General features: G+C 55.2%; 35 protein-coding genes. All 35 read left to right on the forward strand.

Features of this window, described 5'->3' with window-relative positions; genetic code table 11:
- Nucleotides 1–43: 43 nt before the first annotated feature.
- Nucleotides 44–4,243 carry a DNA-directed RNA polymerase subunit beta' gene (gene rpoC / locus Q1W70_RS13120; protein ID WP_166591487.1) on the forward strand — a complete coding sequence of 1,400 codons (4,200 nt, stop codon included), beginning with the start codon at nucleotides 44–46 and terminating at the stop codon, nucleotides 4,241–4,243.
- Between the two features lie 216 nt (nucleotides 4,244–4,459).
- On the forward strand, nucleotides 4,460–4,831 hold the full coding sequence (gene rpsL, locus Q1W70_RS13125) for a 30S ribosomal protein S12 (protein WP_002555494.1): 372 nt from the start codon (nucleotides 4,460–4,462) through the stop codon (nucleotides 4,829–4,831).
- A 119-nt stretch (nucleotides 4,832–4,950) separates the two neighbouring features.
- Entirely contained in the window at nucleotides 4,951–5,421 is a 471-nt protein-coding gene (gene rpsG, locus Q1W70_RS13130; protein WP_002555493.1) for a 30S ribosomal protein S7, read from the forward strand.
- Between the two features lie 30 nt (nucleotides 5,422–5,451).
- Complete coding sequence (gene fusA, locus Q1W70_RS13135) at nucleotides 5,452–7,557, forward strand: elongation factor G (RefSeq protein WP_166591486.1); 2,106 nt, start codon at nucleotides 5,452–5,454, stop codon at nucleotides 7,555–7,557.
- Nucleotides 7,558–7,587: 30 nt separating this feature from the next.
- Nucleotides 7,588–8,781, forward strand: coding sequence for an elongation factor Tu (gene tuf, locus Q1W70_RS13140; RefSeq protein WP_150582439.1), 1,194 nt, complete (start codon nucleotides 7,588–7,590; stop codon nucleotides 8,779–8,781).
- A gap of 144 nt (nucleotides 8,782–8,925) precedes the next feature.
- Entirely contained in the window at nucleotides 8,926–9,237 is a 312-nt protein-coding gene (gene rpsJ, locus Q1W70_RS13145) for a 30S ribosomal protein S10 (RefSeq protein WP_003186070.1), read from the forward strand.
- Nucleotides 9,238–9,317: 80 nt separating this feature from the next.
- Complete coding sequence (rplC, locus tag Q1W70_RS13150; RefSeq protein WP_003186059.1) at nucleotides 9,318–9,953, forward strand: 50S ribosomal protein L3; 636 nt, start codon at nucleotides 9,318–9,320, stop codon at nucleotides 9,951–9,953.
- A gap of 12 nt (nucleotides 9,954–9,965) precedes the next feature.
- Nucleotides 9,966–10,568 carry a 50S ribosomal protein L4 gene (gene rplD, locus Q1W70_RS13155; protein ID WP_003228735.1) on the forward strand — a complete coding sequence of 201 codons (603 nt, stop codon included), beginning with the start codon at nucleotides 9,966–9,968 and terminating at the stop codon, nucleotides 10,566–10,568.
- On the forward strand, nucleotides 10,565–10,864 hold the full coding sequence (rplW, locus tag Q1W70_RS13160) for a 50S ribosomal protein L23 (protein WP_002555488.1): 300 nt from the start codon (nucleotides 10,565–10,567) through the stop codon (nucleotides 10,862–10,864). The genes rplD and rplW overlap by 4 nt, the downstream gene beginning before the upstream one ends.
- Before the next feature lie 14 nt (nucleotides 10,865–10,878).
- Nucleotides 10,879–11,703 carry a 50S ribosomal protein L2 gene (rplB, locus tag Q1W70_RS13165; protein ID WP_003228734.1) on the forward strand — a complete coding sequence of 275 codons (825 nt, stop codon included), beginning with the start codon at nucleotides 10,879–10,881 and terminating at the stop codon, nucleotides 11,701–11,703.
- A gap of 16 nt (nucleotides 11,704–11,719) precedes the next feature.
- Complete coding sequence (gene rpsS / locus Q1W70_RS13170; RefSeq protein ID WP_002555486.1) at nucleotides 11,720–11,995, forward strand: 30S ribosomal protein S19; 276 nt, start codon at nucleotides 11,720–11,722, stop codon at nucleotides 11,993–11,995.
- Between the two features lie 11 nt (nucleotides 11,996–12,006).
- Nucleotides 12,007–12,339: a 50S ribosomal protein L22 gene (gene rplV / locus Q1W70_RS13175; RefSeq protein WP_003103908.1), complete on the forward strand. Its 333-nt coding sequence runs from the start codon at nucleotides 12,007–12,009 to the stop codon at nucleotides 12,337–12,339.
- A gap of 13 nt (nucleotides 12,340–12,352) precedes the next feature.
- A complete protein-coding gene (rpsC, locus tag Q1W70_RS13180; protein WP_003176422.1) occupies nucleotides 12,353–13,039 on the forward strand; it encodes a 30S ribosomal protein S3 in 687 nt (228 codons plus the stop codon).
- Nucleotides 13,040–13,051: 12 nt separating this feature from the next.
- Nucleotides 13,052–13,465, forward strand: a complete 414-nt coding sequence (gene rplP / locus Q1W70_RS13185; RefSeq protein WP_027898303.1) for a 50S ribosomal protein L16 — start codon at nucleotides 13,052–13,054, stop codon at nucleotides 13,463–13,465.
- Nucleotides 13,465–13,656: a 50S ribosomal protein L29 gene (rpmC, locus tag Q1W70_RS13190; RefSeq protein WP_002555481.1), complete on the forward strand. Its 192-nt coding sequence runs from the start codon at nucleotides 13,465–13,467 to the stop codon at nucleotides 13,654–13,656. The genes rplP and rpmC overlap by 1 nt, the downstream gene beginning before the upstream one ends.
- Before the next feature lie 2 nt (nucleotides 13,657–13,658).
- On the forward strand, nucleotides 13,659–13,925 hold the full coding sequence (gene rpsQ / locus Q1W70_RS13195; protein WP_003176419.1) for a 30S ribosomal protein S17: 267 nt from the start codon (nucleotides 13,659–13,661) through the stop codon (nucleotides 13,923–13,925).
- Between the two features lie 23 nt (nucleotides 13,926–13,948).
- Complete coding sequence (rplN, locus tag Q1W70_RS13200; RefSeq protein WP_002555479.1) at nucleotides 13,949–14,317, forward strand: 50S ribosomal protein L14; 369 nt, start codon at nucleotides 13,949–13,951, stop codon at nucleotides 14,315–14,317.
- Nucleotides 14,318–14,328: 11 nt separating this feature from the next.
- The gene (rplX, locus tag Q1W70_RS13205; protein WP_003176416.1) at nucleotides 14,329–14,643 is read left to right on the forward strand and encodes a 50S ribosomal protein L24; all 315 of its coding nucleotides are present in this window, start codon (nucleotides 14,329–14,331) and stop codon (nucleotides 14,641–14,643) included.
- A gap of 22 nt (nucleotides 14,644–14,665) precedes the next feature.
- On the forward strand, nucleotides 14,666–15,205 hold the full coding sequence (rplE, locus tag Q1W70_RS13210; protein WP_003210069.1) for a 50S ribosomal protein L5: 540 nt from the start codon (nucleotides 14,666–14,668) through the stop codon (nucleotides 15,203–15,205).
- Nucleotides 15,206–15,218: 13 nt separating this feature from the next.
- On the forward strand, nucleotides 15,219–15,524 hold the full coding sequence (gene rpsN / locus Q1W70_RS13215) for a 30S ribosomal protein S14 (RefSeq protein ID WP_007918460.1): 306 nt from the start codon (nucleotides 15,219–15,221) through the stop codon (nucleotides 15,522–15,524).
- 209 nt (nucleotides 15,525–15,733) lie between these two features.
- Entirely contained in the window at nucleotides 15,734–16,126 is a 393-nt protein-coding gene (rpsH, locus tag Q1W70_RS13220) for a 30S ribosomal protein S8 (RefSeq protein ID WP_003186040.1), read from the forward strand.
- Between the two features lie 12 nt (nucleotides 16,127–16,138).
- On the forward strand, nucleotides 16,139–16,672 hold the full coding sequence (gene rplF / locus Q1W70_RS13225; protein ID WP_003176412.1) for a 50S ribosomal protein L6: 534 nt from the start codon (nucleotides 16,139–16,141) through the stop codon (nucleotides 16,670–16,672).
- 10 nt (nucleotides 16,673–16,682) lie between these two features.
- Entirely contained in the window at nucleotides 16,683–17,033 is a 351-nt protein-coding gene (gene rplR, locus Q1W70_RS13230; RefSeq protein ID WP_003186037.1) for a 50S ribosomal protein L18, read from the forward strand.
- A 3-nt stretch (nucleotides 17,034–17,036) separates the two neighbouring features.
- A complete protein-coding gene (gene rpsE / locus Q1W70_RS13235; RefSeq protein ID WP_003186035.1) occupies nucleotides 17,037–17,537 on the forward strand; it encodes a 30S ribosomal protein S5 in 501 nt (166 codons plus the stop codon).
- 2 nt (nucleotides 17,538–17,539) lie between these two features.
- A complete protein-coding gene (gene rpmD / locus Q1W70_RS13240) occupies nucleotides 17,540–17,716 on the forward strand; it encodes a 50S ribosomal protein L30 (protein WP_003186033.1) in 177 nt (58 codons plus the stop codon).
- A gap of 3 nt (nucleotides 17,717–17,719) precedes the next feature.
- Nucleotides 17,720–18,157 carry a 50S ribosomal protein L15 gene (rplO, locus tag Q1W70_RS13245; protein ID WP_003228720.1) on the forward strand — a complete coding sequence of 146 codons (438 nt, stop codon included), beginning with the start codon at nucleotides 17,720–17,722 and terminating at the stop codon, nucleotides 18,155–18,157.
- A complete protein-coding gene (secY, locus tag Q1W70_RS13250; protein WP_095166168.1) occupies nucleotides 18,158–19,486 on the forward strand; it encodes a preprotein translocase subunit SecY in 1,329 nt (442 codons plus the stop codon).
- 24 nt (nucleotides 19,487–19,510) lie between these two features.
- Nucleotides 19,511–19,627: a 50S ribosomal protein L36 gene (gene rpmJ, locus Q1W70_RS13255; RefSeq protein ID WP_002555468.1), complete on the forward strand. Its 117-nt coding sequence runs from the start codon at nucleotides 19,511–19,513 to the stop codon at nucleotides 19,625–19,627.
- Nucleotides 19,628–19,757: 130 nt separating this feature from the next.
- Nucleotides 19,758–20,114, forward strand: coding sequence for a 30S ribosomal protein S13 (gene rpsM, locus Q1W70_RS13260; RefSeq protein WP_003186020.1), 357 nt, complete (start codon nucleotides 19,758–19,760; stop codon nucleotides 20,112–20,114).
- 30 nt (nucleotides 20,115–20,144) lie between these two features.
- Nucleotides 20,145–20,534, forward strand: coding sequence for a 30S ribosomal protein S11 (gene rpsK / locus Q1W70_RS13265; RefSeq protein ID WP_002555466.1), 390 nt, complete (start codon nucleotides 20,145–20,147; stop codon nucleotides 20,532–20,534).
- 18 nt (nucleotides 20,535–20,552) lie between these two features.
- Complete coding sequence (rpsD, locus tag Q1W70_RS13270; protein ID WP_003210056.1) at nucleotides 20,553–21,173, forward strand: 30S ribosomal protein S4; 621 nt, start codon at nucleotides 20,553–20,555, stop codon at nucleotides 21,171–21,173.
- Nucleotides 21,174–21,195: 22 nt separating this feature from the next.
- The gene (locus tag Q1W70_RS13275; protein WP_007924176.1) at nucleotides 21,196–22,197 is read left to right on the forward strand and encodes a DNA-directed RNA polymerase subunit alpha; all 1,002 of its coding nucleotides are present in this window, start codon (nucleotides 21,196–21,198) and stop codon (nucleotides 22,195–22,197) included.
- A 42-nt stretch (nucleotides 22,198–22,239) separates the two neighbouring features.
- Nucleotides 22,240–22,626, forward strand: coding sequence for a 50S ribosomal protein L17 (gene rplQ / locus Q1W70_RS13280; protein WP_024778333.1), 387 nt, complete (start codon nucleotides 22,240–22,242; stop codon nucleotides 22,624–22,626).
- Nucleotides 22,627–22,852: 226 nt separating this feature from the next.
- Complete coding sequence (locus Q1W70_RS13285) at nucleotides 22,853–24,307, forward strand: catalase (protein ID WP_166591485.1); 1,455 nt, start codon at nucleotides 22,853–22,855, stop codon at nucleotides 24,305–24,307.
- Between the two features lie 149 nt (nucleotides 24,308–24,456).
- Nucleotides 24,457–24,921, forward strand: coding sequence for a bacterioferritin (gene bfr / locus Q1W70_RS13290; RefSeq protein WP_166591484.1), 465 nt, complete (start codon nucleotides 24,457–24,459; stop codon nucleotides 24,919–24,921).
- Nucleotides 24,922–24,938: the final 17 nt, after the last annotated feature.

Consider the following 24,938-nt stretch of genomic DNA (forward strand, 5'->3'; position numbering starts at 1 on the left):
GGGGCAGGATTGCCCGCTCTCTGCTCCGCCAGGAGGAAAGGCCTTGAAAGACCTACTGAATTTGCTGAAAAACCAGGGTCAAGTCGAAGAGTTCGACGCCATCCGTATCGGATTGGCATCGCCTGAGATGATCCGTTCGTGGTCGTTCGGTGAAGTTAAAAAGCCGGAAACCATCAACTACCGTACGTTCAAACCAGAACGTGACGGCCTGTTCTGCGCCAAGATCTTTGGCCCGGTAAAGGATTACGAGTGCCTGTGCGGTAAGTACAAGCGCTTGAAGCACCGTGGTGTGATCTGCGAGAAGTGCGGCGTTGAAGTTGCACTGGCAAAAGTTCGTCGTGAGCGCATGGCGCACATCGAACTGGCCTCGCCAGTTGCCCACATCTGGTTCCTGAAATCGCTGCCGTCGCGTATCGGCTTGCTGATGGACATGACCCTGCGTGATATCGAACGCGTTCTCTACTTCGAGAGCTACGTCGTTATCGATCCAGGCATGACCACCCTTGAAAAAGGTCAGCTGCTCAACGACGAGCAGTACTTCGAAGCGCTGGAAGAGTTCGGCGATGACTTTGATGCCCGCATGGGTGCCGAAGCTGTCCGCGAACTGCTGCACGCTATCGACCTGGAGCACGAGATTGGCCGCCTGCGTGAAGAAATTCCGCAAACCAACTCGGAAACCAAAATCAAGAAGCTGTCCAAGCGTCTGAAGTTGATGGAAGCCTTCCAGGGTTCCGGCAACCTTCCAGAATGGATGGTGCTGACCGTTCTGCCGGTTCTGCCGCCAGATCTGCGTCCACTGGTCCCGCTGGATGGCGGTCGTTTCGCGACTTCCGACCTCAACGATCTGTATCGTCGAGTGATCAACCGTAACAACCGTTTGAAGCGCCTGCTGGATCTGTCTGCTCCGGACATCATCGTGCGCAACGAAAAGCGTATGTTGCAGGAAGCTGTCGATGCGCTGCTCGACAACGGTCGTCGTGGCCGCGCTATCACCGGTTCCAACAAGCGTCCTCTGAAATCCCTGGCTGACATGATCAAGGGTAAGCAAGGTCGTTTCCGTCAGAACTTGCTCGGTAAGCGTGTTGACTACTCTGGTCGTTCGGTAATTACCGTAGGCCCGACCCTGCGTCTGCACCAGTGCGGTCTGCCGAAGAAAATGGCGCTCGAGCTGTTCAAGCCGTTCATTTTCGGCAAGCTGGAAATGCGTGGTCTCGCTACCACCATCAAAGCTGCCAAGAAGATGGTCGAGCGCGAGCTGCCAGAGGTTTGGGACGTTCTCGCTGAAGTGATCCGTGAACACCCGGTTCTCCTCAACCGTGCACCGACCCTTCACCGTCTGGGTATCCAAGCGTTTGAACCGGTACTGATCGAAGGTAAGGCTATCCAGCTGCACCCGCTGGTCTGCGCCGCGTACAACGCCGACTTCGACGGCGACCAAATGGCCGTGCACGTACCGCTGACGCTGGAAGCCCAGCTCGAAGCGCGTGCGTTGATGATGTCGACCAACAACATTCTGTCGCCAGCCAACGGTGAGCCAATCATCGTTCCGTCGCAGGACGTTGTATTGGGTCTGTACTACATGACGCGTGAAGCGATCAACGCCAAGGGCGAAGGTCGTGTGTTCGCGGATCTGCAGGAAGTTGACCGTGTGTTCCGTGCCGGCGAAGCCGCACTGCACGCGAAAGTCAAAGTGCGGATCAACGAAACCGTCAATGACCGTGATGGCGGCAGCGTGACCAACACCCGTATCGTCGACACCACTGTCGGCCGTGCGCTGTTGTTCCAGGTTGTGCCAAAAGGTCTGTCGTACGACGTCGTCAACCTGCCAATGAAGAAAAAGGCGATCTCCAAGCTGATCAACCAGTGCTACCGCGTGGTTGGTTTGAAAGAGACCGTGATCTTCGCTGACCAGTTGATGTACACAGGTTTTGCCTATTCGACCATTTCCGGCGTTTCCATCGGTGTTAACGACTTCGTTATCCCGGATGAAAAAGCTCGCATCATCGGTGCTGCCACCGACGAAGTGAAAGAAATCGAAAGTCAGTACGCCTCCGGCCTGGTAACCCAGGGCGAGAAGTACAACAAAGTGATCGACCTTTGGTCCAAGGCGAACGACGAAGTTTCCAAGGCGATGATGGCCAACCTCTCGAAAGAGAAAGTCATCGACCGTCATGGCGTCGAAGTCGAGCAAGAGTCCTTCAACTCGATGTACATGATGGCCGACTCGGGCGCACGGGGTTCTGCTGCGCAGATCCGTCAGCTCGCCGGTATGCGTGGCCTGATGGCCAAGCCGGACGGTTCCATCATCGAAACGCCGATTACTGCGAACTTCCGTGAAGGTTTGAGCGTACTCCAGTACTTCATCTCCACTCACGGTGCTCGTAAAGGTCTGGCGGATACCGCGTTGAAAACCGCTAACTCCGGTTACCTGACTCGTCGTCTGGTAGACGTGGCACAAGATCTGGTTGTAACCGAGATCGATTGCGGCACCGAGCACGGCCTGCTGATGACTCCGCACATTGAAGGCGGTGACGTTGTAGAGCCGCTGGGTGAGCGCGTATTGGGTCGTGTTATCGCCCGTGACGTGTTCAAGCCAGGTACCGAGGACGTCATCGTTCCTGCTGGCACCCTGGTAGATGAGAAGTGGGTCGAGTTCATCGAGCTGAACAGCATCGACGAAGTGATCGTGCGTTCGCCGATCAGTTGCGAAACCCGCTACGGCATCTGCGCCAAGTGCTACGGCCGTGATCTGGCTCGTGGTCACCAGGTGAACATCGGTGAAGCGGTTGGCGTTATCGCTGCCCAGTCCATCGGTGAGCCGGGTACCCAGCTGACCATGCGTACGTTCCACATCGGTGGTGCGGCAAGCCGGACCTCCGCAGCCGACAGCGTTCAGGTGAAGAATGGCGGTACCGTCCGTCTGCATAACCTGAAGCACGTTGAGCGAGTGGATGGTTGCCTGGTTGCTGTGTCCCGTTCCGGTGAGCTGGCGATTGCTGATGACTACGGTCGTGAGCGTGAGCGCTACAAGCTGCCGTACGGTGCTGTGATTTCGGTTAAAGAGGGTGACAAGGTCGACGCTGGCGCAATCGTGGCCAAGTGGGATCCGCACACTCACCCAATCGTTACCGAAATGAAAGGTACCGTGACCTACGTGGGCATGGAAGAAGGCATCACGATCAAGCGTCAGACTGACGAATTGACCGGTATGACCAACATTGAAGTACTCGACGCCAAAGATCGTCCAGCTGCTGGTAAAGACATCCGTCCTGCCGTGAAGATGGTCGACGACAACGGCAAGGATCTGTTGCTGCCAGGCACTGACGTAATCGCTCAGTACTTCCTGCCAGCCAACGCCTTGGTCGGTGTAGCGGATGGTGCGAAAATCGCGATCGGTGATGTTATCGCGCGTATTCCGCAAGAGACTTCGAAGACCCGTGACATCACCGGTGGTCTGCCGCGTGTTGCCGACTTGTTCGAAGCTCGTCGTCCGAAAGAAGCCTCGATTCTGGCTGAAGTCAGCGGCACCATCGCGTTCGGTAAAGAGACCAAAGGCAAGCGCCGTCTGGTTATCACTCCGAACGACGGTACCGATCCGTACGAAGAGCTGATTCCTAAGTGGCGTCACCTGAACGTCTTCGAAGGCGAACAGGTAAACCGCGGCGAAGTTATCTCCGACGGCCCGAGCGATCCACACGACATCCTGCGTCTGCTGGGTGTGAGTGCGCTGGCCAAGTACATTGTTAACGAGATCCAGGACGTTTACCGTCTGCAAGGCGTGAAGATCAACGATAAGCACATCGAGACCATCCTGCGTCAGATGCTGCGTAAAGTTGAAATCGCTGAATCTGGCGATTCCACTTTCATCAAGGGCGACCAGATGGAATTGACTCACGTCCTGGTAGAGAACGAGCGTTTGGCTGGCGACGACAAGTTCGTCTCCAAGTTCACTCGCGTTCTGCTGGGTATCACCAAGGCGTCGTTGTCCACCGAATCGTTCATCTCGGCGGCCTCTTTCCAAGAGACCACCCGCGTACTGACCGAAGCGGCGGTAACCGGCAAGCGCGATTACCTGCGCGGCCTGAAAGAAAACGTGGTCGTGGGTCGTCTGATCCCGGCGGGTACCGGTCTGGCTTATCACAGCGAGCGTAAGCGTCGCCGTGATGCTGACAAACCGTTGCGCGTAAGCGCCAGTGAAGTGGAAGCTGCACTGACCGAAGCGCTGAACTCGAGCGGTAACTGAGTTCTGCGACAAATGAGCGTAAGGCCCTGACCGCTCCGTTCGTCGAATCCCGACAGTTTGTCGAGGTTCGATGGGCGGAGAGGTTGGGGCCTTGCCTTGACTGGGGACAAGATCCTCTTTAGACTCTTGTACCCCTAAATTTGGCGGGAATTCGTTCCTGCCATTTTGCTTTTCTTGCAAGACAATAGCGTCGCAAGACAACAGTGGAGCTAGTAGATGGCAACTATCAACCAGCTGGTACGTCAGCCGCGTAAGCGTATCGTCGAGAAATCCGACGTGCCTGCGCTGCAGAACTGCCCGCAACGTCGTGGCGTATGCACCCGTGTGTATACCACCACGCCGAAAAAACCTAACTCGGCACTGCGTAAAGTATGCCGTGTGCGTCTGACCAACGGTTTCGAGGTTTCCTCGTACATCGGCGGTGAAGGCCACAACCTGCAAGAGCACAGCGTGGTACTGATCCGCGGCGGTCGTGTAAAAGACTTGCCAGGTGTTCGTTACCACACCGTACGCGGCTCCTTGGATACTTCCGGCGTTAAAGGTCGTAACCAGGGTCGTTCGAAGTACGGTACCAAGAAGCCTAAGTAGTAGCGGCTTTTTGTAAAAACTGAATCATCTTATTTTCTGAGTCGATAAGAGTAAGGTCGGAGGCGTCCCGCAAGGGCACCGATTCCGAGCGAACCTGAAGACCGTTTGAGGGCTTATCCATGCCAAGAAGACGCGTAGCAGCCAAGCGCGAAGTGCTTGACGATCCAAAATACGGAAGCCAAATCCTGGCCAAGTTCATGAACCACGTGATGGAAAGCGGCAAGAAAGCCGTTGCCGAGCGTATCGTTTATGGCGCGCTGGAGAAGGTTAAAGAGCGCAAGAACAGCGATCCCCTGGAAATCTTCGAGAAAGCTCTCGACGCCATCGCTCCGCTGGTCGAAGTGAAGTCGCGCCGTGTAGGCGGTGCTACTTACCAGGTTCCGGTCGAAGTTCGCCCGTCCCGTCGTAACGCCCTGGCAATGCGCTGGTTGGTAGACTTCGCCCGTAAGCGCGGCGAGAAGTCTATGGCTCTGCGTTTGGCCGGCGAACTGTTGGATGCTGCTGAAGGTAAAGGTGCTGCTGTTAAGAAGCGTGAAGACGTGCACCGTATGGCCGAAGCTAACAAAGCTTTCTCGCACTACCGCTTCTAATTTTAGCTTCACTAATTTTGCGAGGGCTTTATGGCTCGTACTACTCCGATTAGTCGCTACCGTAACATCGGTATCGTCGCTCACGTGGATGCTGGTAAAACCACCACCACCGAGCGCGTCCTTTTTTACACTGGCAAAAGTCACAAGATGGGCGAGGTGCATGACGGCGCCGCGACCACAGACTGGATGGTGCAGGAGCAGGAGCGTGGTATTACCATTACTTCTGCTGCGATCACCGCCTTCTGGAAAGGTTCTGCCAAGCAGTACAAAGACGAGCATCGCTTCAACGTAATCGATACCCCGGGCCACGTAGACTTCACCATTGAAGTTGAACGTTCCCTGCGCGTACTCGACGGCGCTGTCGTTGTGTTCTGCGGTACTTCGGGTGTTGAACCTCAGTCGGAAACCGTATGGCGTCAAGCCAACAAATACGGCGTTCCACGTCTTGTTTACGTCAACAAGATGGATCGTGCTGGTGCGAACTTCCTGCGCGTGATCGGTCAGATCAAACAGCGTCTGGGTCACACTCCGGTGCCAATCCAGTTGGCCATTGGTTCGGAAGACAACTTCCAAGGGCAGATCGATCTGCTCAACATGGAAGCCGTCTACTGGAACGATGCTGACAAAGGCATGACTCCACGTCGTGAGCCTATCCCTGCTGAACTGCAGGAACTGGCTGACGAATGGCGCAACAACATGGTTGAGGCTGCTGCCGAAGCCAACGAAGAGCTGATGAACAAGTACCTCGAAGGTGAAGAGCTCACCAACGAGGAAATCAAGGCTGCTCTGCGTCAGCGTACTATCGCTGGTGAGATCGTCTTGGCTGTTTGCGGTTCTTCCTTCAAGAACAAGGGTGTTCCCCTGGTTCTCGACGCCGTTATCGACTACCTGCCTGCACCTACCGATATTCCTGCCATCAAGGGTACTGACCCGGATGACGAGACTATCGAACTGGAGCGTCATGCAGACGATGCGGAGCCGTTCTCGGCTCTGGCGTTCAAGATCGCTACCGACCCATTCGTGGGTACTTTGACCTTCGTCCGCGTTTACTCGGGCGTGTTGAGCTCCGGCGACGGCGTGATCAACTCGGTTAAAGGCAAGAAAGAGCGCGTGGGTCGTATGGTGCAAATGCACGCAAACGCTCGTGAAGAGATCAAGGAAGTACGCGCTGGTGACATCGCGGCCCTGATCGGCATGAAGGACGTCACCACTGGTGAAACCCTCTGCAACGCTGACAAGCCAATCATCCTGGTTCGCATGGACTTCCCGGAGCCGGTTATTTCGGTTGCCGTAGAGCCTAAGACCAAGGACGACCAGGAAAAAATGGGTATCGCTCTGGGCAAGCTTGCTCAGGAAGATCCATCTTTCCGCGTTAAAACCGATGAAGAGACTGGTCAAACGATCATCTCCGGCATGGGCGAGCTGCACTTGGACATCCTGGTTGACCGGATGCGCCGTGAGTTCAACGTCGAAGCCAACATCGGCAAGCCTCAGGTTTCCTATCGTGAGCGCATCACGAAGAACTGTGAAATCGAAGGCAAGTTCGTTCGTCAGTCCGGCGGTCGTGGCCAGTTCGGTCACTGCTGGATTCGTTTTGCTCCTGCTGACGAAGGTCAGGAAGGTCTGCAATTCCTGAACGAAGTGGTAGGTGGTGTGGTTCCTAAGGAATACATCCCGGCTATCCAGAAGGGTATCGAAGAGCAGATGAAGAACGGCGTTGTTGCCGGCTATCCGCTGATCGGCCTGAAGGCTACCGTGTTTGATGGTTCTTACCACGACGTCGACTCCAACGAGATGGCGTTCAAGGTGGCTGCTTCCATGGCGACCAAGCAACTGGCCCAGAAGGGCGGTGGTGAGTTGCTCGAGCCGATCATGGCGGTAGAAGTTGTTACGCCTGAAGACTACATGGGTGACGTGATGGGCGACCTCAACCGTCGTCGCGGCATGATCCTGGGTATGGAAGACACGGTTTCCGGCAAGGTAATTCGTGCTGAAGTGCCGTTGGGTGAGATGTTCGGTTATGCAACCGACGTTCGCTCCATGTCCCAAGGTCGCGCAAGCTACTCCATGGAATTCAAAAAATACAATCCAGCTCCGACGCACATCGTCGAAACTGTCACCAAAAAACAAGGCTGATTCAGCCCTTTAGGCAAGGAGTTAATTGTCGTGGCTAAAGAAAAATTTGATCGTTCCCTACCGCACGTCAACGTTGGCACCATCGGTCACGTCGACCACGGTAAAACCACGCTGACTGCTGCTCTGACTCGCGTCTGCTCCGAAGTTTTCGGTTCGGCTGTTGTTGCTTTCGACAAAATCGACAGCGCTCCAGAAGAAAAGGCTCGTGGTATCACCATCAATACTGCGCACGTTGAATACAACTCGCTGATCCGTCACTACGCTCACGTTGACTGCCCAGGTCACGCTGACTACGTGAAGAACATGATCACCGGTGCTGCTCAGATGGACGGCGCTATCCTGGTTTGCTCGGCCGCTGATGGTCCGATGCCACAAACCCGTGAGCACATCCTGCTGTCCCGTCAGGTTGGCGTTCCGTACATCGTTGTCTTCCTGAACAAGGCTGACATGGTAGACGACGCTGAGCTGCTGGAACTGGTTGAGATGGAAGTGCGCGATCTGCTGAGCACTTACGACTTCCCAGGTGACGACACTCCGATCATCATCGGTTCGGCTCTGATGGCTCTGAACGGCCAAGACGACAACGAAATGGGCACCACTGCCGTTCGTAAACTGGTTGAGACTCTGGATAGCTACATCCCAGATCCAGTTCGTGTTATCGACAAGCCGTTCCTGATGCCAATCGAAGACGTATTCTCGATCTCGGGTCGCGGTACTGTTGTGACTGGTCGTATCGAGCGCGGTATCGTCAAGGTTCAGGATCCACTGGAAATCGTTGGTCTGCGTGACACTACCGTCACCACCTGCACCGGTGTTGAAATGTTCCGTAAGCTGCTCGACGAAGGTCGTGCTGGCGAGAACTGCGGCGTGCTGCTGCGCGGCACCAAGCGTGACGACGTTGAGCGTGGCCAGGTTCTGGTCAAGCCAGGTTCGGTTAAGCCGCACACTACCTTCGAAGCTGAAGTGTACGTGTTGAGCAAAGAAGAAGGCGGTCGTCACACTCCGTTCTTCAAAGGCTACCGTCCACAGTTCTACTTCCGGACCACTGACGTGACCGGTAACTGCGAACTGCCGGAAGGCGTTGAAATGGTAATGCCAGGCGACAACATCAAAATGGTTGTCACCCTGATCAAAACCATCGCAATGGAAGATGGTCTGCGTTTCGCTATCCGTGAAGGCGGTCGTACCGTCGGCGCTGGCGTCGTAGCCAAAATCATCGCTTAAGTAAGTGATGACTTGAAAAAAGCCCCCGCTCAGCGGGGGCTTTTTTTATTGAGTTGACACTGCGATAGCCCGTCTATAGAATTGCGCCTCCTTTTAACGGGCGTATTGCGCTCGCTGGGAATAGCAGCCGGAGTCTGAAATCCAATGCAAAATCAGCAAATCCGTATCAGGTTGAAGGCTTTTGACCATCGCCTGATCGACCAATCCACCCAGGAAATCGTGGAAACCGCGAAACGTACTGGTGCTCAAGTGCGTGGTCCAATTCCACTGCCTACCCGTAAAGAGCGGTTCACCGTTCTGGTCTCCCCGCACGTCAACAAAGACGCGCGTGACCAGTACGAGATCCGTACTCATAAGCGCGTTCTGGACATCGTCCAGCCAACGGATAAAACCGTTGATGCACTTATGAAGCTTGATCTTGCGGCCGGTGTGGAAGTGCAGATCAGCCTCGGCTAAGACTCGGTCTTAGTCGTGTAACGCTCTGAAATGGGCGGCCATAGCGGGTGAAAGCCCCGTACACTCATGAGGTTTACAACATGACTATTGGTGTAGTCGGTCGTAAATGCGGTATGACCCGTATTTTCACCGAAGAAGGTGTCTCCATTCCGGTCACGGTCATTGAGATCGAGCCGAATCGCGTCACCCAGTTCAAAACTGAAGAAACCGATGGCTATCGTGCAGTGCAAGTCACTGTCGGCGAGCGTCGCGCTTCGCGTGTTACAGCCGCTCAGGCTGGCCACTTCGCTAAGGCGAACGTTGCCGCTGGTCGTACCGTAATGGAATTCCGCCTTGAAGAAGGCGAGTACCAGGCCGGCGATCTGATCAACGCTGAAATCTTCGCTGCTGGTCAACTGGTTGATGTAACCGGTCAGTCCAAAGGTAAAGGCTTCCAGGGTACGATCAAGCGTTGGAACTTCCGCGGGCAAGATAATACCCACGGTAACTCCGTGTCCCACCGCGTTCCAGGCTCTATCGGCCAGTGCCAGACTCCTGGTCGTGTATTCAAGGGCAAAAAAATGTCCGGTCATATGGGCGCTGAGCGCGTGACCGTGCAGTCCCTCGAAGTAGTGCGCGTGGACGCTGAACGCAATCTGTTGTTGGTCAAGGGCGCTGTTCCTGGCGCTACTGGCGGCAACTTGGTTGTACGTCCAGCAGCCAAGGCTCGCGGTTAAGGGGAAGCTGACATGCAATTAAATGTAAATGACGCTCAAGCGATCGAAGTTTCCGAACTGACATTTGGCGGCGAGTTTAACGAGACGCTGGTTCACCAAGCAGTCGTGGCCTACATGGCTGGCGGCCGTCAGGGTAGCAAGCAGCAAAAGACCCGTTCCGACGTTCGTGGTGGCGGTAAGCGCCCATGGCGTCAGAAAGGTACTGGCCGTGCTCGTGCCGGTACTATCCGTAGCCCAATCTGGCGCGGCGGCGGCACCACTTTCGCAGCACGTCCACAGGATCACTCCCAGAAGCTGAACAAGAAGATGTATCGCGCAGCAATGCGTTCCATCCTTGCTGAGCTGGTGCGTACTGATCGTCTGGTCGTGGTTCAGGATTTCGCCGTTGAAACGCCGAAAACCAAAGACCTGCTGGGCAAGCTGAACAACATGAGCCTGACCGACGTTCTGATCGTGTCGGACGCTGTTGATCAGAACCTGTACCTGGCTGCTCGTAACCTGCCACACGTTGATGTACGTGACGTGCAAGGTTCCGATCCAGTTAGTCTGATCGCATACGACAAGGTGTTGATCACCGTGTCGGCCGTGAAGAAATTCGAGGAGCTGCTGGGATGAACCAGGAACGCGTATTTAAAGTTCTGCTTGGCCCGCACGTTTCCGAGAAGGCTACGGTTCTGGCAGACAAGAAAGGCCAGTTCGTTTTCAAGGTTGCTACTGATGCAACCAAGCTGGAAATCAAGAAGGCCGTCGAAAGCCTGTTCAGCGTGAAAGTAGAGCGTGTTACTACCCTGAATGTTCTGGGTAAGAGCAAGCGCACTGCTCGCGGTCTGGGCAAGCGTAATGACTGGAAGAAGGCAGTTATCTCCCTTCAGCCAGGCCAAGATCTCGATTTCAGCAGCAGTGCTGAGTAAGGAAGGGGTGCATCATGGCAATCGTTAAATGCAAACCGACTTCCCCTGGCCGCCGTTTTGTGGTCAAGGTGGTCAACCAGGAGCTGCATAAAGGCGCTCCTCACGCACCGCTGCTCGAGAAAAAATCGAAGACTGGTGGTCGTAACAACAATGGCCGTATTACTACCCGTCATATCGGTGGTGGTCATAAGCAGCATTATCGTATGGTCGATTTCCGTCGCAACGACAAAGATGGCATCGTCGCCACTGTCGAGCGTATCGAATACGATCCAAACCGTACTGCTCACATCGCACTGCTGTGCTACGCAGACGGCGAGCGCCGCTACATCATCGCCCCTAAAGGCGTGAGTGCTGGCGACCAGCTGATCGCAGGCGCACTGGCTCCAATCAAGCCAGGCAACGCTCTGCAACTGCGCAACATTCCAGTCGGTTCCACCGTACACGGCATCGAACTGAAGCCGGGTAAAGGCGCTCAGATCGCTCGTTCCGCTGGTGCTTCGGCTCAGTTGATCGCTCGTGAAGGCGTTTACGTGACCCTGCGTCTGCGTTCCGGTGAAATGCGTAAAGTCCTGGCTGAATGCCGTGCGACCCTGGGCGAAGTCTCGAACTCCGAGCACAGCCTGCGTTCGCTGGGTAAAGCTGGTGCCAAACGCTGGCGTGGCGTTCGCCCAACCGTTCGTGGTGTTGCCATGAACCCGGTTGACCACCCACATGGTGGTGGTGAAGGTCGTACCTCTGGTGGTCGTCATCCGGTATCGCCATGGGGCTTCCCGACTAAGGGCGCGAAGACTCGTGGTAATAAGCGTACCGACAAAATGATCGTCCGTCGTCGCAAGTAAATAGAGGGATACGACAGTGCCACGTTCTCTGAAAAAAGGTCCTTTTATCGATCTTCACCTACTGAAGAAGATCGAAGTGGCGGCGGAAAAGAATGATCGCAAACCGGTGAAAACCTGGTCGCGTCGTTCGATGATCCTGCCACAAATGGTCGGTCTGACCATCGCAGTACACAACGGTCGTCAACACGTCCCAGTTCTCGTTAACGAAGACATGGTCGGCCACAAACTGGGCGAGTTCGCCGGTACCCGCACTTATCGTGGGCACGTGGCAGACAAGAAAGCCAAGCGTTAAGGGGTTAGGAAATGGAAGTAGCCGCTAAGTTGTCGGGCGCTCGAATCTCCGCCCAGAAAGCCCGCTTGGTCGCCGACCAGATCCGCGGGAAGAAGGTGGGCGAAGCGCTCAACCTGTTGGCTTTCAGCAGTAAGAAAGCCGCCGAGATCATGAAGAAAGTGCTGGAGTCGGCCGTAGCCAACGCCGAGCATAACGAAGGCGCAGACGTTGATGACCTGAAGGTCAGCACCGTTTTCGTCAACGAAGGGCGTTCGCTGAAGCGCATCATGCCACGTGCCAAAGGCCGTGCTGATCGCATCGTCAAGCGGTCTTGCCATATCACTGTCAAGGTTGCTGACAAGTAACGGAGTCGAAGAGATGGGTCAGAAAGTACATCCCATTGGCATTCGCCTGGGAATCGTCAAGGAGCACACCTCCGTCTGGTACGCAGACGGTCGGACTTATGCGGACTACTTGTTCGCTGATCTGAAGGTGCGTGAGTATCTCCAAGACAAACTAAAAAGCGCGTCCGTAAGCCGTATCGATATCCATCGTCCGGCCCAAACTGCACGTATCACCATCCACACCGCTCGCCCAGGTATCGTTATCGGGAAGAAAGGTGAAGATGTTGAGAAACTGCGCCAGGACCTGACCAAGCAAATGGGTGTGCCTGTGCACATCAATATCGAAGAGATCCGCAAGCCGGAGCTCGACGGTATGCTGGTTGCGCAGAGCGTAGCTCAGCAGCTGGAGCGTCGCGTAATGTTCCGTCGCGCTATGAAGCGCGCTGTTCAGAACGCCATGCGCATTGGTGCCAAAGGCATCAAAATCCAAGTGAGCGGTCGTCTCGGCGGTGCTGAAATCGCACGTACTGAATGGTATCGCGAAGGTCGTGTGCCACTGCACACCCTGCGTGCCGACATCGACTATGCCAACTACGAAGCTCACACCACCTACGGTGTGATCGGTGTAAAGGTTTGGATCTTCAAAGGCGAAGTAATTGGTGGTCGCCAAGAAGAGCTGAAACCACAAGCACCAGCGCCTCGTAAAAAAGCTGCTAAGTAAGGGGTACGCCAAATGTTGCAACCAAAGCGTACGAAGTTCCGCAAGCAAATGACTGGCCACAACCGTGGTCTGGCATTGCGCGGTAGCAAAGTCAGCTTCGGCGAGTATGCGCTGAAGTCTGTAGCTCGTGGTCGTCTCACCGCTCGTCAGATCGAGTCAGCGCGTCGTGCTCTGACCCGTCACGTAAAACGTGGTGGCAAGATCTGGATCCGTGTGTTCCCGGACAAGCCTGTAACCAAAAAGCCACTCGAAGTTCGGATGGGTAAAGGTAAGGGTAACGTGGAATACTGGGTTGCCCAGATTCAGCCAGGCAAAGTCCTGTATGAAATCGAGGGTGTTTCTGAAGAGTTGGCGCGTGAGGCGTTCGCCCTGGCTGCTGCAAAGCTGCCACTCGCCACCTCCTTTGTTAAGCGGACGGTGATGTGATGAAAGCGAATGAACTTCGTGAAAAATCAGCACAGCAGCTGAACGAGCAACTGCTCGGCCTGCTGCGCGACCAGTTCAATCTGCGTATGCAGAAAGCAACTGGCCAGTTGGGGCAGTCTCATCTGCTCTCGCAAGTTAAGCGTGACATCGCTCGCGTGAAGACTGTGCTCAACCAGCAGGCAGGTAAGTAATCATGGCTGAAGCCGAAAAAACTGTCCGTACGCTGACTGGCCGTGTTGTCAGCGACAAGATGGACAAGACCATCACCGTTCTGATCGAGCGTCGCGTTAAGCACCCGATCTACGGTAAATACGTTAAGCGTTCGACTAAGCTGCACGCGCACGACGAAACCAATCAGTGCCACATCGGCGACAAAGTCACTATTCGTGAAACTCGTCCGCTGGCCAAGACCAAGTCTTGGGCACTGGTTGATGTTCTCGAACGCGCTGTGGAAGTCTAAGGACTAGGGGTCGGAGAAATTATATGATTCAGACTCAATCCATGCTCGATGTGGCCGATAACAGCGGCGCACGCCGCGTTATGTGCATCAAGGTGCTGGGTGGCTCCCATCGTCGTTACGCTGGTATCGGTGACATCATCAAAGTTACCGTGAAGGAAGCAATTCCTCGCGGTAAAGTGAAAAAAGGCCAAGTGATGACTGCTGTTGTAGTCCGCACTCGTCACGGCGTTCGCCGTGCTGATGGCTCCATTATCCGCTTTGATGGCAACGCTGCTGTTCTGTTGAACAACAAGCAAGAGCCGATCGGCACCCGTATCTTTGGGCCAGTGACCCGTGAACTTCGTACTGAGAAGTTCATGAAGATCGTCTCGCTCGCCCCAGAAGTGCTGTAAGGAGATCCGACATGCAAAAGATTCGTCGTGACGACGAGATCATCGTGATCGCCGGCAAAGACAAAGGTAAGCGCGGTAAGGTGCTTAAGGTTCTCGCTAACAACCGTCTGGTTATTGGCGGTCTGAACCTGGTCAAGCGTCATACCAAGCCTAACCCGATGTCGGGCGTACAAGGCGGTATCGTCGAAAAAGAGGCTCCACTGGACGCTTCTAACGTCGCCATTTTCAACGGCGAAACCAACAAGGCTGACCGCGTTGGTTTCAAAGTAGAAGACGGCAAGAAAATTCGTGTCTTCAAGTCGACCCAAAAAGCGGTTGATGCTTGAACACTGCTAGGTAGATAAGACCATGGCACGACTAAAAGAGATTTACCGGAAGGAAATCGCTCCGAAACTTAAGGAAGAACTTAAGCTTTCGAACGTGATGGAAGTTCCGCGCGTTACCAAAATCACCCTGAACATGGGTCTGGGCGAAGCGATCGGCGACAAAAAAGTCATCGAGCACGCTGTTGCTGACCTGGAAAAGATCACCGGTCAAAAAGTCGTTGTGACTTACGCTCGGAAATCCATCGCTGGCTTTAAAGTCCGTGAAGGTTGGCCGATCGGCGTCAAAGTGACTCTGCGCCGTGAGCGTATGTACGAGTTCCTGGATCGTCTGCTGTCGATCTCCCTGCCTCGGGTTCGCGACTTCCGCGGCCTGAATGCCAAGTCCTTCGATGGTCGTGGTAACTACAGCATGGGCGTGAAAGAGCAGATCATTTTCCCGGAAATCGATTACGACAAGATCGACGCTCTCCGCGGTCTGGACATTACCCTGACCACCACTGCCAAGAACGATGATGAAGGCCGCGCTCTGCTGCGTGCTTTCAAATTCCCGTTCCGCAACTGATTGGAGTAGGAAAATGGCCAAGAAGAGCATGAAAAACCGTGAGCTGAAGCGTCAGCTCACCGTTGCCAAGTACGCCACCAAGCGTGCAGCGCTGAAAGCTATCATCGTTGATCTGAACGCAAGTCCAGAAGCGCGTTGGGAAGCTACCGTAGCTCTGCAGAAGCAGCCACGTGATGCAAGCGCTGCGCGCATGCGTAACCGCTGCCGCCTGACTGGTCGTCCGCACGGCGTTTACCGCAAGTTCGGCCTTGGCCGTAACAAGCTGCGTGAAGCTGCAATGCGTGGTGACGTACCAGGTCTGGTTAAAGCCAGCTGGTAAGTGCTGTCAAAGTCTCGATGGTCGGGATCGCATGATCCCGACCATCGGTGGCCTTGAATCTGAATCAAGCCCCTTTTGGGGCTTGTTTCATTTCCGGAGTGTGTCTAGAATATCCGGCTCGCCTGAGCCCGTGTTTTTTATGCTCGGAGATTCTCGGCGACACGTAGTAGCCGCAAGGCTAATTTTTCTGTATTAGGAGCGTCTAGCCCATGAGTATGCAGGACCCGTTAGCGGACATGCTAACTCGAATCCGTAATGCCCAGATGGCTGAAAAGTCCGTCGTAAGCATGCCGTCTTCCACGTTGAAGGTGGCTGTAGCTAAAGTCCTGAAGGACGAAGGTTACATCGCGGGTTATCAGATCAGCAGCGAAATCAAACCACTGCTGTCTATCGAGCTGAAATATTTCGAAGGCCGTCCGGTCATCGAAGAAGTGAAGCGCGTTAGCCGTCCAGGCCTGCGTCAGTACAAGTCCGTCGATGATCTGCCAAAAGTTCGTGGCGGTCTCGGTGTGTCTATCGTCTCCACCAACAAAGGTGTGATGACGGATCGTGCTGCGCGCGCTGCCGGTGTCGGCGGCGAAGTTCTTTGCACTGTGTTCTAAGGGGGGATAAGCATGTCTCGCGTCGCTAAGAACCCCGTTAAGCTGCCAGCCGGTGTCGAAGTAAAATTCGCAGGCCAACAGCTTTCGGTGAAGGGTGCCAAGGGTACTCTTGAACTGAACATCCATTCGTCCGTTGAGATCGTTGAAGAAGCCGGTGAGCTGCGTTTTGCTGCTCGCAATGGCGATCAACAGACTCGCGCAATGGCTGGTACCACTCGTGCGTTGGTAAACAACATGGTCCAAGGCGTAAGCCAAGGCTTCGAGCGCAAGCTCCAGCTGGTCGGTGTTGGTTACAAAGCGCAAGCAAAAGGCACAGTGCTGAACCTGGCTCTCGGCTTCTCGCACCCAGTGGATTACGAACTGCCGGAAGGCATCACCGCTGAGACTCCTAGCCAGACCGATATCCTGATCAAGGGCATCGACAAGCAGCTGGTAGGTCAAGTGGCCGCCGAGATCCGCGACTTCCGTCCACCAGAGCCGTACAAAGGCAAAGGTGTGCGCTACGCGGACGAAGTCGTCCGTCGTAAAGAAGCCAAGAAGAAGTAGGGCATAGCAAATGACCGACAAAAAAGTTACTCGACTGCGTCGCGCTCGCAAAGCACGCCTGAAAATGCACGAACTCGAAGTCGTGCGTCTCTGCGTGTTCCGCTCTTCGCAGCACATCTACGCCCAGGTCATTTCGGCCGACGGCAACAAAGTTCTGGCATCTGCCTCGACTTTGGACAAAGAACTGCGTGATGGTGCCACTGGCAACATTGACGCGGCCACAAAGGTTGGCCAGCTGGTCGCTACGCGTGCTAAGGCCGCTGGCGTCTCGCAAGTGGCTTTCGACCGCTCTGGCTTCAAGTACCACGGCCGCGTTAAAGCGCTGGCTGATGCTGCTCGTGAAGCTGGGCTGGAGTTCTAAGTTATGTCAAATAACGACCAAAAGCGCGACGAAGGCTACATCGAGAAGCTGGTTCAAGTTAACCGCGTAGCCAAAACCGTTAAAGGCGGCCGTATCTTCACCTTCACCGCGTTGACCGTGGTTGGTGATGGTAAGGGCCGTGTTGGCTTCGGCCGTGGCAAGTCGCGTGAAGTGCCTGCTGCAATCCAGAAGGCAATGGAAGCTGCTCGTCGCAACATGATCCAAGTGGACCTGAACGGCACCACTCTGCAGTACGCAATGAAATCCGCCCATGGCGCTTCCAAGGTGTACATGCAGCCTGCTTCTGAAGGTACCGGTATCATCGCTGGCGGCGCTATGCGTGCTGTCCTCGAGGTTGCTGGCGTTCAGAACGTTCTGGCCAAGTGCTACGGCTCGACTAACCCGGTAAACGTGGTTCACGCCACTTTCAAAGGTTTGAAAGCTATGCAATCTCCTGAATCCATTGCCGCCAAGCGTGGCAAAAGCGTCAAGGAGATCTTCTGATCATGGCTACCGTTAAAGTAACGCTGATCAAAAGCATGACCGGCCGCATCCCTAACCACAAACTGTGCGTTAAGGGTCTGGGTCTGCGTCGCATCGGTCACACTGTAGAAGTACTGGATACTCCCGAGAATCGCGGGATGATCAACAAGGCTTACTACATGCTGCGTGTCGAGGGTTAATCGATGAAACTCAATGATCTGAGTCCAGCGCCGGGTTCCCGTCGCGAAAAGCATCGTCCGGGCCGTGGTATCGGTAGCGGTTTGGGTAAGACTGGTGGCCGTGGCCACAAAGGTCAAACCTCCCGCTCCGGTGGCACCATTGCTCCAGGCTTTGAAGGCGGTCAACAGCCGCTGCATCGTCGCCTGCCTAAGTTCGGTTTCGTTTCCCTGAAGGCCATGGATCGCGCAGAAGTGCGTCTGTCCGAGCTGGCTAAAGTGGAAGGCGACATCGTCACTGTGCAGTCCCTGAAAGATGCCAACGTGATCAACGTCAACGTACAGCGTGTGAAAATCATGCTGTCCGGTGAAGTGACTCGCGCTGTCACTATCGGCAAGGGAATCGGCGCCACCAAAGGTGCGCGTGCGGCTATCGAAGCAGCTGGCGGCAAGTTCGAGGAATAAATGGCTAAGCAAGGTGCTCTCTCTGCGCTCGGCAAAGGCGGTATGTCTGAACTCTGGGCTCGTCTGCGTTTTCTGTTCCTGGCGATTATCGTCTACCGAATAGGCGCACACATCCCGGTTCCAGGTATCAACCCGGACCGACTCGCGGACCTGTTTCGACAGAATGAGGGGACCATTCTTAGCTTGTTCAACATGTTTTCCGGCGGCGCGCTGGAGCGGATGAGCATCTTTGCACTGGGGATCATGCCGTACATCTCGGCATCGATCATCATGCAACTGATGACAGCCGTCAGCCCGCAGTTGGAGCAGTTGAAGAAGGAAGGTGAAGCTGGGCGTCGCAAGATCGCTCAGTACACCCGCTACGGCACTGTCGTCCTCGCTCTCGTCCAGGCCATTGGCATGTCCATTGGTCTGGCAGGGCAGGGCGTTGCGTTCACTGGTGACTTTGGCTTCCATTTCGTTGCGGTAACCACGTTTGTGGCGGGCGCAATGTTCATGATGTGGCTGGGTGAGCAGATTACTGAGCGTGGTGTTGGCAACGGTATCTCGATGTTGATATTCGCAGGTATCGTCGCCGGTCTTCCGAGAGCGATCGGGCAGTCTTTCGAGTCTGCGCGTCAGGGTGATATCAACATTTTCGCCCTGGTTGCCATCGGTTTGCTGGCAGTAGCGATTATCGGTTTTGTGGTGTTCATTGAGCGTGGTCAGCGTCGTATCGCTGTTCACTACGCCAAGCGTCAGCAGGGCCGCAAGGTTTTTGCTGCGCAGACCAGCCACCTGCCGCTGAAGGTGAACATGGCCGGTGTTATTCCGGCTATTTTCGCGAGCAGCATCTTGCTGTTCCCGGCTTCGTTGGGTACCTGGTTTGGTCAGTCTGAAGGTTTGGGCTGGCTGCAGGACATCTCGCAGTCGATCGCTCCTGGTCAGCCGTTGAATATTCTGCTGTTTAGTGCAGGGATTATTTTCTTCTGCTTCTTCTATACGGCGTTGATGTTCAATCCGAAAGACGTAGCGGAAAACCTGAAGAAGTCCGGTGCCTTTATTCCGGGCATCCGTCCAGGTGAGCAGTCTGCGCGCTACATTGATGGCGTTCTGACTCGTTTGACCCTGTTCGGTGCTCTCTATATGACGGCCGTGTGTCTGTTGCCCCAGTTCCTGGTGGTTGCGGCAAACGTTCCGTTCTACCTTGGCGGGACCTCGTTGCTGATCGTCGTCGTGGTTGTGATGGACTTCATGTCCCAAGTACAATCGCACCTCGTTTCGCACCAGTACGAATCCCTGATGAAGAAAGCCAACCTGAAGGGTTACGGCAGCGGCATGCTGCGCTGACCCATAAGGTTCGAGGAGTTGGTGATGAAAGTTCGTGCATCGGTGAAAAAGCTGTGCCGTAACTGCAAGATTATTCGCCGCGAAGGTGTTGTTCGAGTAATTTGCAGCGCGGAACCGCGTCACAAACAGCGCCAAGGCTGAGTGTGATTGTGCTTCAAGCCCGGCAGCTAGTGCGCTGCCGGGTTGATTATTTGTTATTACAGCGATATTATCTCGCGCCCTATTTCTTGGCTTCCGGGGCGTAGGTAGCTGTCAATTGGAGTCCCACTGAATGGCCCGTATTGCAGGCGTCAACATTCCAGATAACAAGCATACTGTTATCTCGCTGACCTACATCTATGGTGTTGGTCGCACTACTGCACAGAAGATCTGTGCAGTGACTGGGGTAAACCCAGCAGCAAAGATCAAAGATCTGAGCGACGAGCAAATTGAACAGCTGCGTGGCGAAGTGGCGAAGTTCACCACTGAAGGTGATCTGCGTCGCGAAATCAACATGAAAATCAAGCGCTTGATGGACCTCGGTTGCTATCGCGGTCTGCGTCATCGTCGTGGTCTGCCAGTACGCGGTCAGCGTACCAAGACCAACGCGCGTACCCGTAAAGGTCCGCGTAAGCCGATCCGCAAGTAATCGCCCCAGCGAATCGACAGGAAAATTATCATGGCAAAACCTGCTGCTCGTCCTCGTAAAAAAGTTAAAAAGACAGTGGTTGATGGCATCGCCCACATCCATGCATCTTTTAACAACACAATCGTGACCATCACCGACCGTCAAGGTAACGCGCTTTCTTGGGCTACCTCCGGTGGTTCGGGTTTCCGCGGTTCCCGCAAGTCCACCCCGTTTGCTGCTCAAGTAGCTGCTGAACGTGCTGGTCAAGCTGCGCTGGAATATGGCCTGAAAAACCTCGACGTTAACGTCAAGGGTCCAGGTCCAGGTCGTGAGTCCGCTGTCCGTGCTTTGAACGGCTGTGGCTATAAGATCGCCAGCATCACCGACGTGACGCCAATCCCGCACAACGGGTGCCGTCCGCCGAAGAAGCGCCGCGTGTAATCCAGGAGATTGTAAAGAATGGCTCGTTACATTGGTCCAAAATGCAAACTCGCTCGTCGCGAAGGCACCGATCTCTTCCTGAAGAGCGGCGTGCGCGCGATCGAATCGAAGTGCAACATTGAAGCAGCACCTGGTATCCACGGCCAACGCCGCGGTCGCCAGTCCGACTACGGCACCCAACTGCGTGAAAAGCAGAAAGTCCGTCGTATCTACGGCGTTCTCGAGCGTCAGTTCAGCGGCTACTACAAAGAAGCTGCTGGCAAGAAAGGTGCAACCGGTGAAAACCTGCTGCAACTGCTCGAATGCCGTCTGGACAACGTTGTATACCGTATGGGCTTTGGTTCGACTCGTGCCGAATCCCGTCAGCTGGTATCGCACAAATCCGTCAGCGTTAACGGTCAGACCGTAAACGTGCCGTCGTACCAGGTTCGTGCTGGTGACGTGGTCGCGATTCGCGAGAAAGCAAAGAACCAACTTCGCATTGTCCAAGCTCTCGATCTGTGTGCCCAACGTGGCCGCGTAGAATGGGTAGAAGTAGACACTGAGAAGAAGTCGGGCGTTTTCAAGAACGTTCCAGCTCGCAGTGATCTGTCCGCCGACATCAACGAAAGCCTGATTGTCGAGCTCTACTCCAAGTAAGGGCTAGAAAATAGGTGCATCCATGCAGATTTCGGTAAATGAGTTCCTGACACCCCGCCATATTGATGTGCAGGTTGTCAGTCCAACCCGCGCCAAGATCACTCTCGAGCCTCTCGAGCGTGGTTTTGGCCACACCCTGGGCAACGCGCTGCGCCGCATCCTGTTGTCCTCAATGCCCGGCTGTGCAGTAGTCGAGGCCGAGATTGACGGTGTGCTCCACGAGTACAGCGCCATCGAAGGTGTACAGGAAGACGTAATTGAAATCCTGTTGAACCTTAAAGGTCTGGCTATCAAGCTGCACGGCCGTGACGAAGTTACGCTGACCTTGTCGAAGAAGGGTTCGGGGGTGGTTACCGCTGCCGATATTCAGCTGGATCATGATGTCGAGATCGTTAATCCCGATCACGTAATCGCTAACCTGGCGTCTAACGGCGCCCTGAACATGAAGCTAGTAGTAGCTCGTGGTCGTGGTTATGAACCGGCCGACTCGCGTCAGAGCGATGAAGACGAAAGCCGCAGCATTGGTCGCTTGCAGCTTGACTCTTCGTTCAGCCCGGTTCGCCGTATCGCATACGTGGTGGAAAACGCCCGTGTCGAGCAGCGTACTAACCTGGACAAGCTGGTTATTGATCTGGAAACCAACGGTACTCTGGACCCTGAAGAGGCTATCCGTCGCGCTGCAACCATCCTGCAACAGCAGTTGGCTGCGTTCGTGGACCTCAAAGGCGACAGCGAGCCAGTGGTAATCGAGCAAGAAGACGAGATCGATCCGATCCTGCTTCGCCCGGTTGACGATCTGGAACTGACTGTACGTTCGGCTAACTGCCTTAAGGCGGAAAACATCTACTACATCGGTGACCTGATTCAGCGTACCGAAGTAGAGCTGTTGAAGACTCCGAACCTGGGCAAGAAATCCTTGACTGAAATCAAGGACGTTCTGGCCTCCCGCGGTCTGTCCCTCGGCATGCGCCTCGACAACTGGCCGCCTGCAAGTCTTAAGAAGGACGACAAGGCGACTGCCTGATCGTCGTAATCACCGAACGTTGTGTTTGGTAAGGAATGAACCATGCGTCATCGTAAAAGTGGTCGTCACCTGAGCCGCACCAGCTCGCACCGCAAGGCCATGTTTCAAAACATGGCGGTGTCGCTGTTCGAGCACGAGCTGATCAAAACTACACTGCCAAAAGCCAAAGAACTGCGTCGCGTTGCTGAGCCGCTGATCACTTTGGCCAAGACAGACAGCCTGGCTAACCGCCGTCTGGCTTTCGACCGTACTCGTTCGAAAGCTATCGTTGGTAAGCTCTTCAACGACCTGGGCAAGCGTTACGCTACCCGTGAGGGTGGCTACCTGCGCATCCTCAAGTGCGGTTTCCGCGCTGGCGACAACGCGCCTATGGCGTACGTCGAGTTGGTTGATCGTGCTACCGGCGGTGAAGCAGTATCCGCTGAGTAAGACGTCAGTCTGAAACGAAGAACCGGGCCTAGTGCCCGGTTTTTTGTGTGCGTTCAAAAATGCCGCCGACGGATGGTGTTGTTCCTGTCTATCCAGCGCTGCTTTCAATTAGTTAATTTCTATTGATGCTGATCAATTAATAAATTTGATGGTGTCATGTTCCTGGTCAATACTCCCTCTCAGCCGATTAGCCGGCAGTTTCCAAGACTGAAGAGGAAGATTGTGCATGAGCCAGAATAAAACGCTGACTACCGCCAGTGGCGCTCCCGTTGCAGATAACCAGAATTCCCGTTCCGCCGGCCCACGTGGCCCGCTATTGCTCGACGATTTTCACCTGATCGAGAAGCTGGCCCACTTCAACCGCGAAAACATCCCTGAGCGCCGTGTGCACGCCAAAGGCTCAGGCGCCTACGGCACCTTCACCGTCACCCGCGACATCACCCAGTACACCAGCGCCAAGCTGTTTGCGGCCGTCGGCAAGCAAACCCCGACCTTCCTGCGGTTCTCCACTGTCGGTGGAGAACGCGGCTCGGCGGACACCGAACGCGATCCTCGTGGTTTTGCTTTGAAGTTCTACACCGAAGAAGGCAACTGGGACATCGTCGGCAACAATACCCCGGTGTTCTTCATTCGTGACCCGCTCAAGTTTCCGGATTTCATCCACACCCAAAAACGCCTGCCGCAAAGCAATCTGAAAAGCGCGCAGATGATGTGGGATTTCTGGTCGCACTCCCCTGAGGCGCTGCACCAGGTCACTATCCTGTTCTCCGACCGGGGCATTCCGGACGGCTACCGTCACATGCACGGCTTTGGTAGCCACACCTACAGCCTGATCAGTGCCAGCGGCGAGCGGCATTGGGTGAAATGGCACTACAAGACCCTGCAGGGCATCAAGAACCTGGCGCCGGCCGAAGCTGCGCGTCTGGCAGGGACTGACCCGGACTACGCCCAGCGCGACCTCTTCGGCGCCATCGAGCGCGGTGATTTCCCGAAATGGCGCGTGTGCATCCAGATCATGAGCGAAGCCCAGGCAGCGGCGCATTACGAGAACCCCTTCGACGTGACCAAGACCTGGTCGCAGAAAGAGTTTCCGTTGATTGAAGTCGGCGAACTGGAACTCAACCGTAACCCGCTGAACTACTTCGCCGAAGTCGAGCAGGCTGCGTTTGGCCCGAGCAACATGGTTCCGGGCGTCGGCCTGTCGCCGGACCGCATGCTGCAAGGCCGGGTCTTTGCCTATGCCGATGCGCACCGCTACCGTGTGGGCACCAATCACCAGCAACTGCCGGTGAACGCACCCCGCAGCCCGGTCAACAGCTATCAGCGCGACGGGTCCATGGCGTTTGGCAGCAACGGCGGCGCAGCACCCAACTACGAGCCTAACAGCTTCCCGCAGTCGCCCAAGCAGGCACCGCAGTTTGCTGAGCCGCCATTGGCGTTGAGTGGGGCGGCTGATCGTTACGATCATCGCGAAGATACCGACTACTACAGCCATGCCGGTGCACTGTTTCGCTTGATGAGCGCTGAGCAGAAAGCCCTGTTGGTCAGCAACATTGCTGGCGCCATGACCGGAGTTTCCGCTGACGTGGTCGACCGTCAACTGCAGCATTTCTTCAAGGCCGATCCGGCGTACGGAGAAGCAGTCGCAACGGCGTTGGGTGTACAGCTTAACGAAGTCTAAACGAGAAGCAGAACCGCCCTCAATTGGGCGGTTTTTGCGTTATTTAAACTACTTTTCTCAGAATATCTTCGCTTTTATCTCGCGAATCGAGTGACCGAACGGTCGGCTTGGTTCAAACTACAGACTTTCAAGCAGGGAGATGTAGGGCGATGCAAGGTCACCCGGACGTAATCGATTACCTCAACACGTTGCTCACGGGCGAACTGGCAGCGCGTGATCAATATTTCATCCATTCGCGGATGTATGAGGACTGGGGCTTCACCGAGCTCTACGAGCGCATCAATCACGAGATGGAAGAAGAAGCCGGGCACGCCGATGCGCTGATGCGCCGGATCCTGATGCTGGAAGGCACGCCGCGCATGCGTCCGGACGACCTCGACGTCGGGACTACCGTGCCGGACATGCTGGCCGCTGACCTGCGCCTGGAATACAAGGTGCGCGCCGCGCTGTGCAAGGGCATTGAACTGTGTGAGCGGCACAAGGACTACATCAGTCGCGACATGCTGCGCATCCAGTTGGCCGATACCGAAGAAGATCACACCTACTGGCTGGAAAAGCAGTTGGGCCTGATCAAACTGATCGGTCTGGAAAACTACCTGCAGTCGCAGTTTTGATTTTGCAGTGAAAAGAT

Origin of the sequence: Pseudomonas kielensis (genome assembly GCF_030505375.1) — a bacterium.
GTDB lineage: Bacteria > Pseudomonadota > Gammaproteobacteria > Pseudomonadales > Pseudomonadaceae > Aquipseudomonas > Aquipseudomonas kielensis.

Excerpts from the sequence above, each read along its gene's own strand:
- rpsL (WP_002555494.1), top strand. The coding sequence starts at position 4,460 with ATGGCAACTATCAACCAGCTGGTACGTCAGCCGCGTAAGCGTATCGTC.
- rpsG (WP_002555493.1), top strand. The coding sequence starts at position 4,951 with ATGCCAAGAAGACGCGTAGCAGCCAAGCGCGAAGTGCTTGACGATCCA.
- fusA (WP_166591486.1), top strand. The coding sequence starts at position 5,452 with ATGGCTCGTACTACTCCGATTAGTCGCTACCGTAACATCGGTATCGTC.
- rpsJ (WP_003186070.1), top strand. The coding sequence starts at position 8,926 with ATGCAAAATCAGCAAATCCGTATCAGGTTGAAGGCTTTTGACCATCGC.
- rplC (WP_003186059.1), top strand. The coding sequence starts at position 9,318 with ATGACTATTGGTGTAGTCGGTCGTAAATGCGGTATGACCCGTATTTTC.
- rplD (WP_003228735.1), top strand. The coding sequence starts at position 9,966 with ATGCAATTAAATGTAAATGACGCTCAAGCGATCGAAGTTTCCGAACTG.
- rplW (WP_002555488.1), top strand. The coding sequence starts at position 10,565 with ATGAACCAGGAACGCGTATTTAAAGTTCTGCTTGGCCCGCACGTTTCC.
- rplB (WP_003228734.1), top strand. The coding sequence starts at position 10,879 with ATGGCAATCGTTAAATGCAAACCGACTTCCCCTGGCCGCCGTTTTGTG.
- rplV (WP_003103908.1), top strand. The coding sequence starts at position 12,007 with ATGGAAGTAGCCGCTAAGTTGTCGGGCGCTCGAATCTCCGCCCAGAAA.
- rpsC (WP_003176422.1), top strand. The coding sequence starts at position 12,353 with ATGGGTCAGAAAGTACATCCCATTGGCATTCGCCTGGGAATCGTCAAG.
- rplP (WP_027898303.1), top strand. The coding sequence starts at position 13,052 with ATGTTGCAACCAAAGCGTACGAAGTTCCGCAAGCAAATGACTGGCCAC.
- rpmC (WP_002555481.1), top strand. The coding sequence starts at position 13,465 with ATGAAAGCGAATGAACTTCGTGAAAAATCAGCACAGCAGCTGAACGAG.
- rpsQ (WP_003176419.1), top strand. The coding sequence starts at position 13,659 with ATGGCTGAAGCCGAAAAAACTGTCCGTACGCTGACTGGCCGTGTTGTC.
- rplN (WP_002555479.1), top strand. The coding sequence starts at position 13,949 with ATGATTCAGACTCAATCCATGCTCGATGTGGCCGATAACAGCGGCGCA.
- rplX (WP_003176416.1), top strand. The coding sequence starts at position 14,329 with ATGCAAAAGATTCGTCGTGACGACGAGATCATCGTGATCGCCGGCAAA.
- rplE (WP_003210069.1), top strand. The coding sequence starts at position 14,666 with ATGGCACGACTAAAAGAGATTTACCGGAAGGAAATCGCTCCGAAACTT.
- rpsN (WP_007918460.1), top strand. The coding sequence starts at position 15,219 with ATGGCCAAGAAGAGCATGAAAAACCGTGAGCTGAAGCGTCAGCTCACC.
- rpsH (WP_003186040.1), top strand. The coding sequence starts at position 15,734 with ATGAGTATGCAGGACCCGTTAGCGGACATGCTAACTCGAATCCGTAAT.
- rplF (WP_003176412.1), top strand. The coding sequence starts at position 16,139 with ATGTCTCGCGTCGCTAAGAACCCCGTTAAGCTGCCAGCCGGTGTCGAA.
- rplR (WP_003186037.1), top strand. The coding sequence starts at position 16,683 with ATGACCGACAAAAAAGTTACTCGACTGCGTCGCGCTCGCAAAGCACGC.
- rpsE (WP_003186035.1), top strand. The coding sequence starts at position 17,037 with ATGTCAAATAACGACCAAAAGCGCGACGAAGGCTACATCGAGAAGCTG.
- rpmD (WP_003186033.1), top strand. The coding sequence starts at position 17,540 with ATGGCTACCGTTAAAGTAACGCTGATCAAAAGCATGACCGGCCGCATC.
- rplO (WP_003228720.1), top strand. The coding sequence starts at position 17,720 with ATGAAACTCAATGATCTGAGTCCAGCGCCGGGTTCCCGTCGCGAAAAG.
- secY (WP_095166168.1), top strand. The coding sequence starts at position 18,158 with ATGGCTAAGCAAGGTGCTCTCTCTGCGCTCGGCAAAGGCGGTATGTCT.
- rpmJ (WP_002555468.1), top strand. The coding sequence starts at position 19,511 with ATGAAAGTTCGTGCATCGGTGAAAAAGCTGTGCCGTAACTGCAAGATT.
- rpsM (WP_003186020.1), top strand. The coding sequence starts at position 19,758 with ATGGCCCGTATTGCAGGCGTCAACATTCCAGATAACAAGCATACTGTT.
- rpsK (WP_002555466.1), top strand. The coding sequence starts at position 20,145 with ATGGCAAAACCTGCTGCTCGTCCTCGTAAAAAAGTTAAAAAGACAGTG.
- rpsD (WP_003210056.1), top strand. The coding sequence starts at position 20,553 with ATGGCTCGTTACATTGGTCCAAAATGCAAACTCGCTCGTCGCGAAGGC.
- Q1W70_RS13275 (WP_007924176.1), top strand. The coding sequence starts at position 21,196 with ATGCAGATTTCGGTAAATGAGTTCCTGACACCCCGCCATATTGATGTG.
- rplQ (WP_024778333.1), top strand. The coding sequence starts at position 22,240 with ATGCGTCATCGTAAAAGTGGTCGTCACCTGAGCCGCACCAGCTCGCAC.
- Q1W70_RS13285 (WP_166591485.1), top strand. The coding sequence starts at position 22,853 with ATGAGCCAGAATAAAACGCTGACTACCGCCAGTGGCGCTCCCGTTGCA.
- bfr (WP_166591484.1), top strand. The coding sequence starts at position 24,457 with ATGCAAGGTCACCCGGACGTAATCGATTACCTCAACACGTTGCTCACG.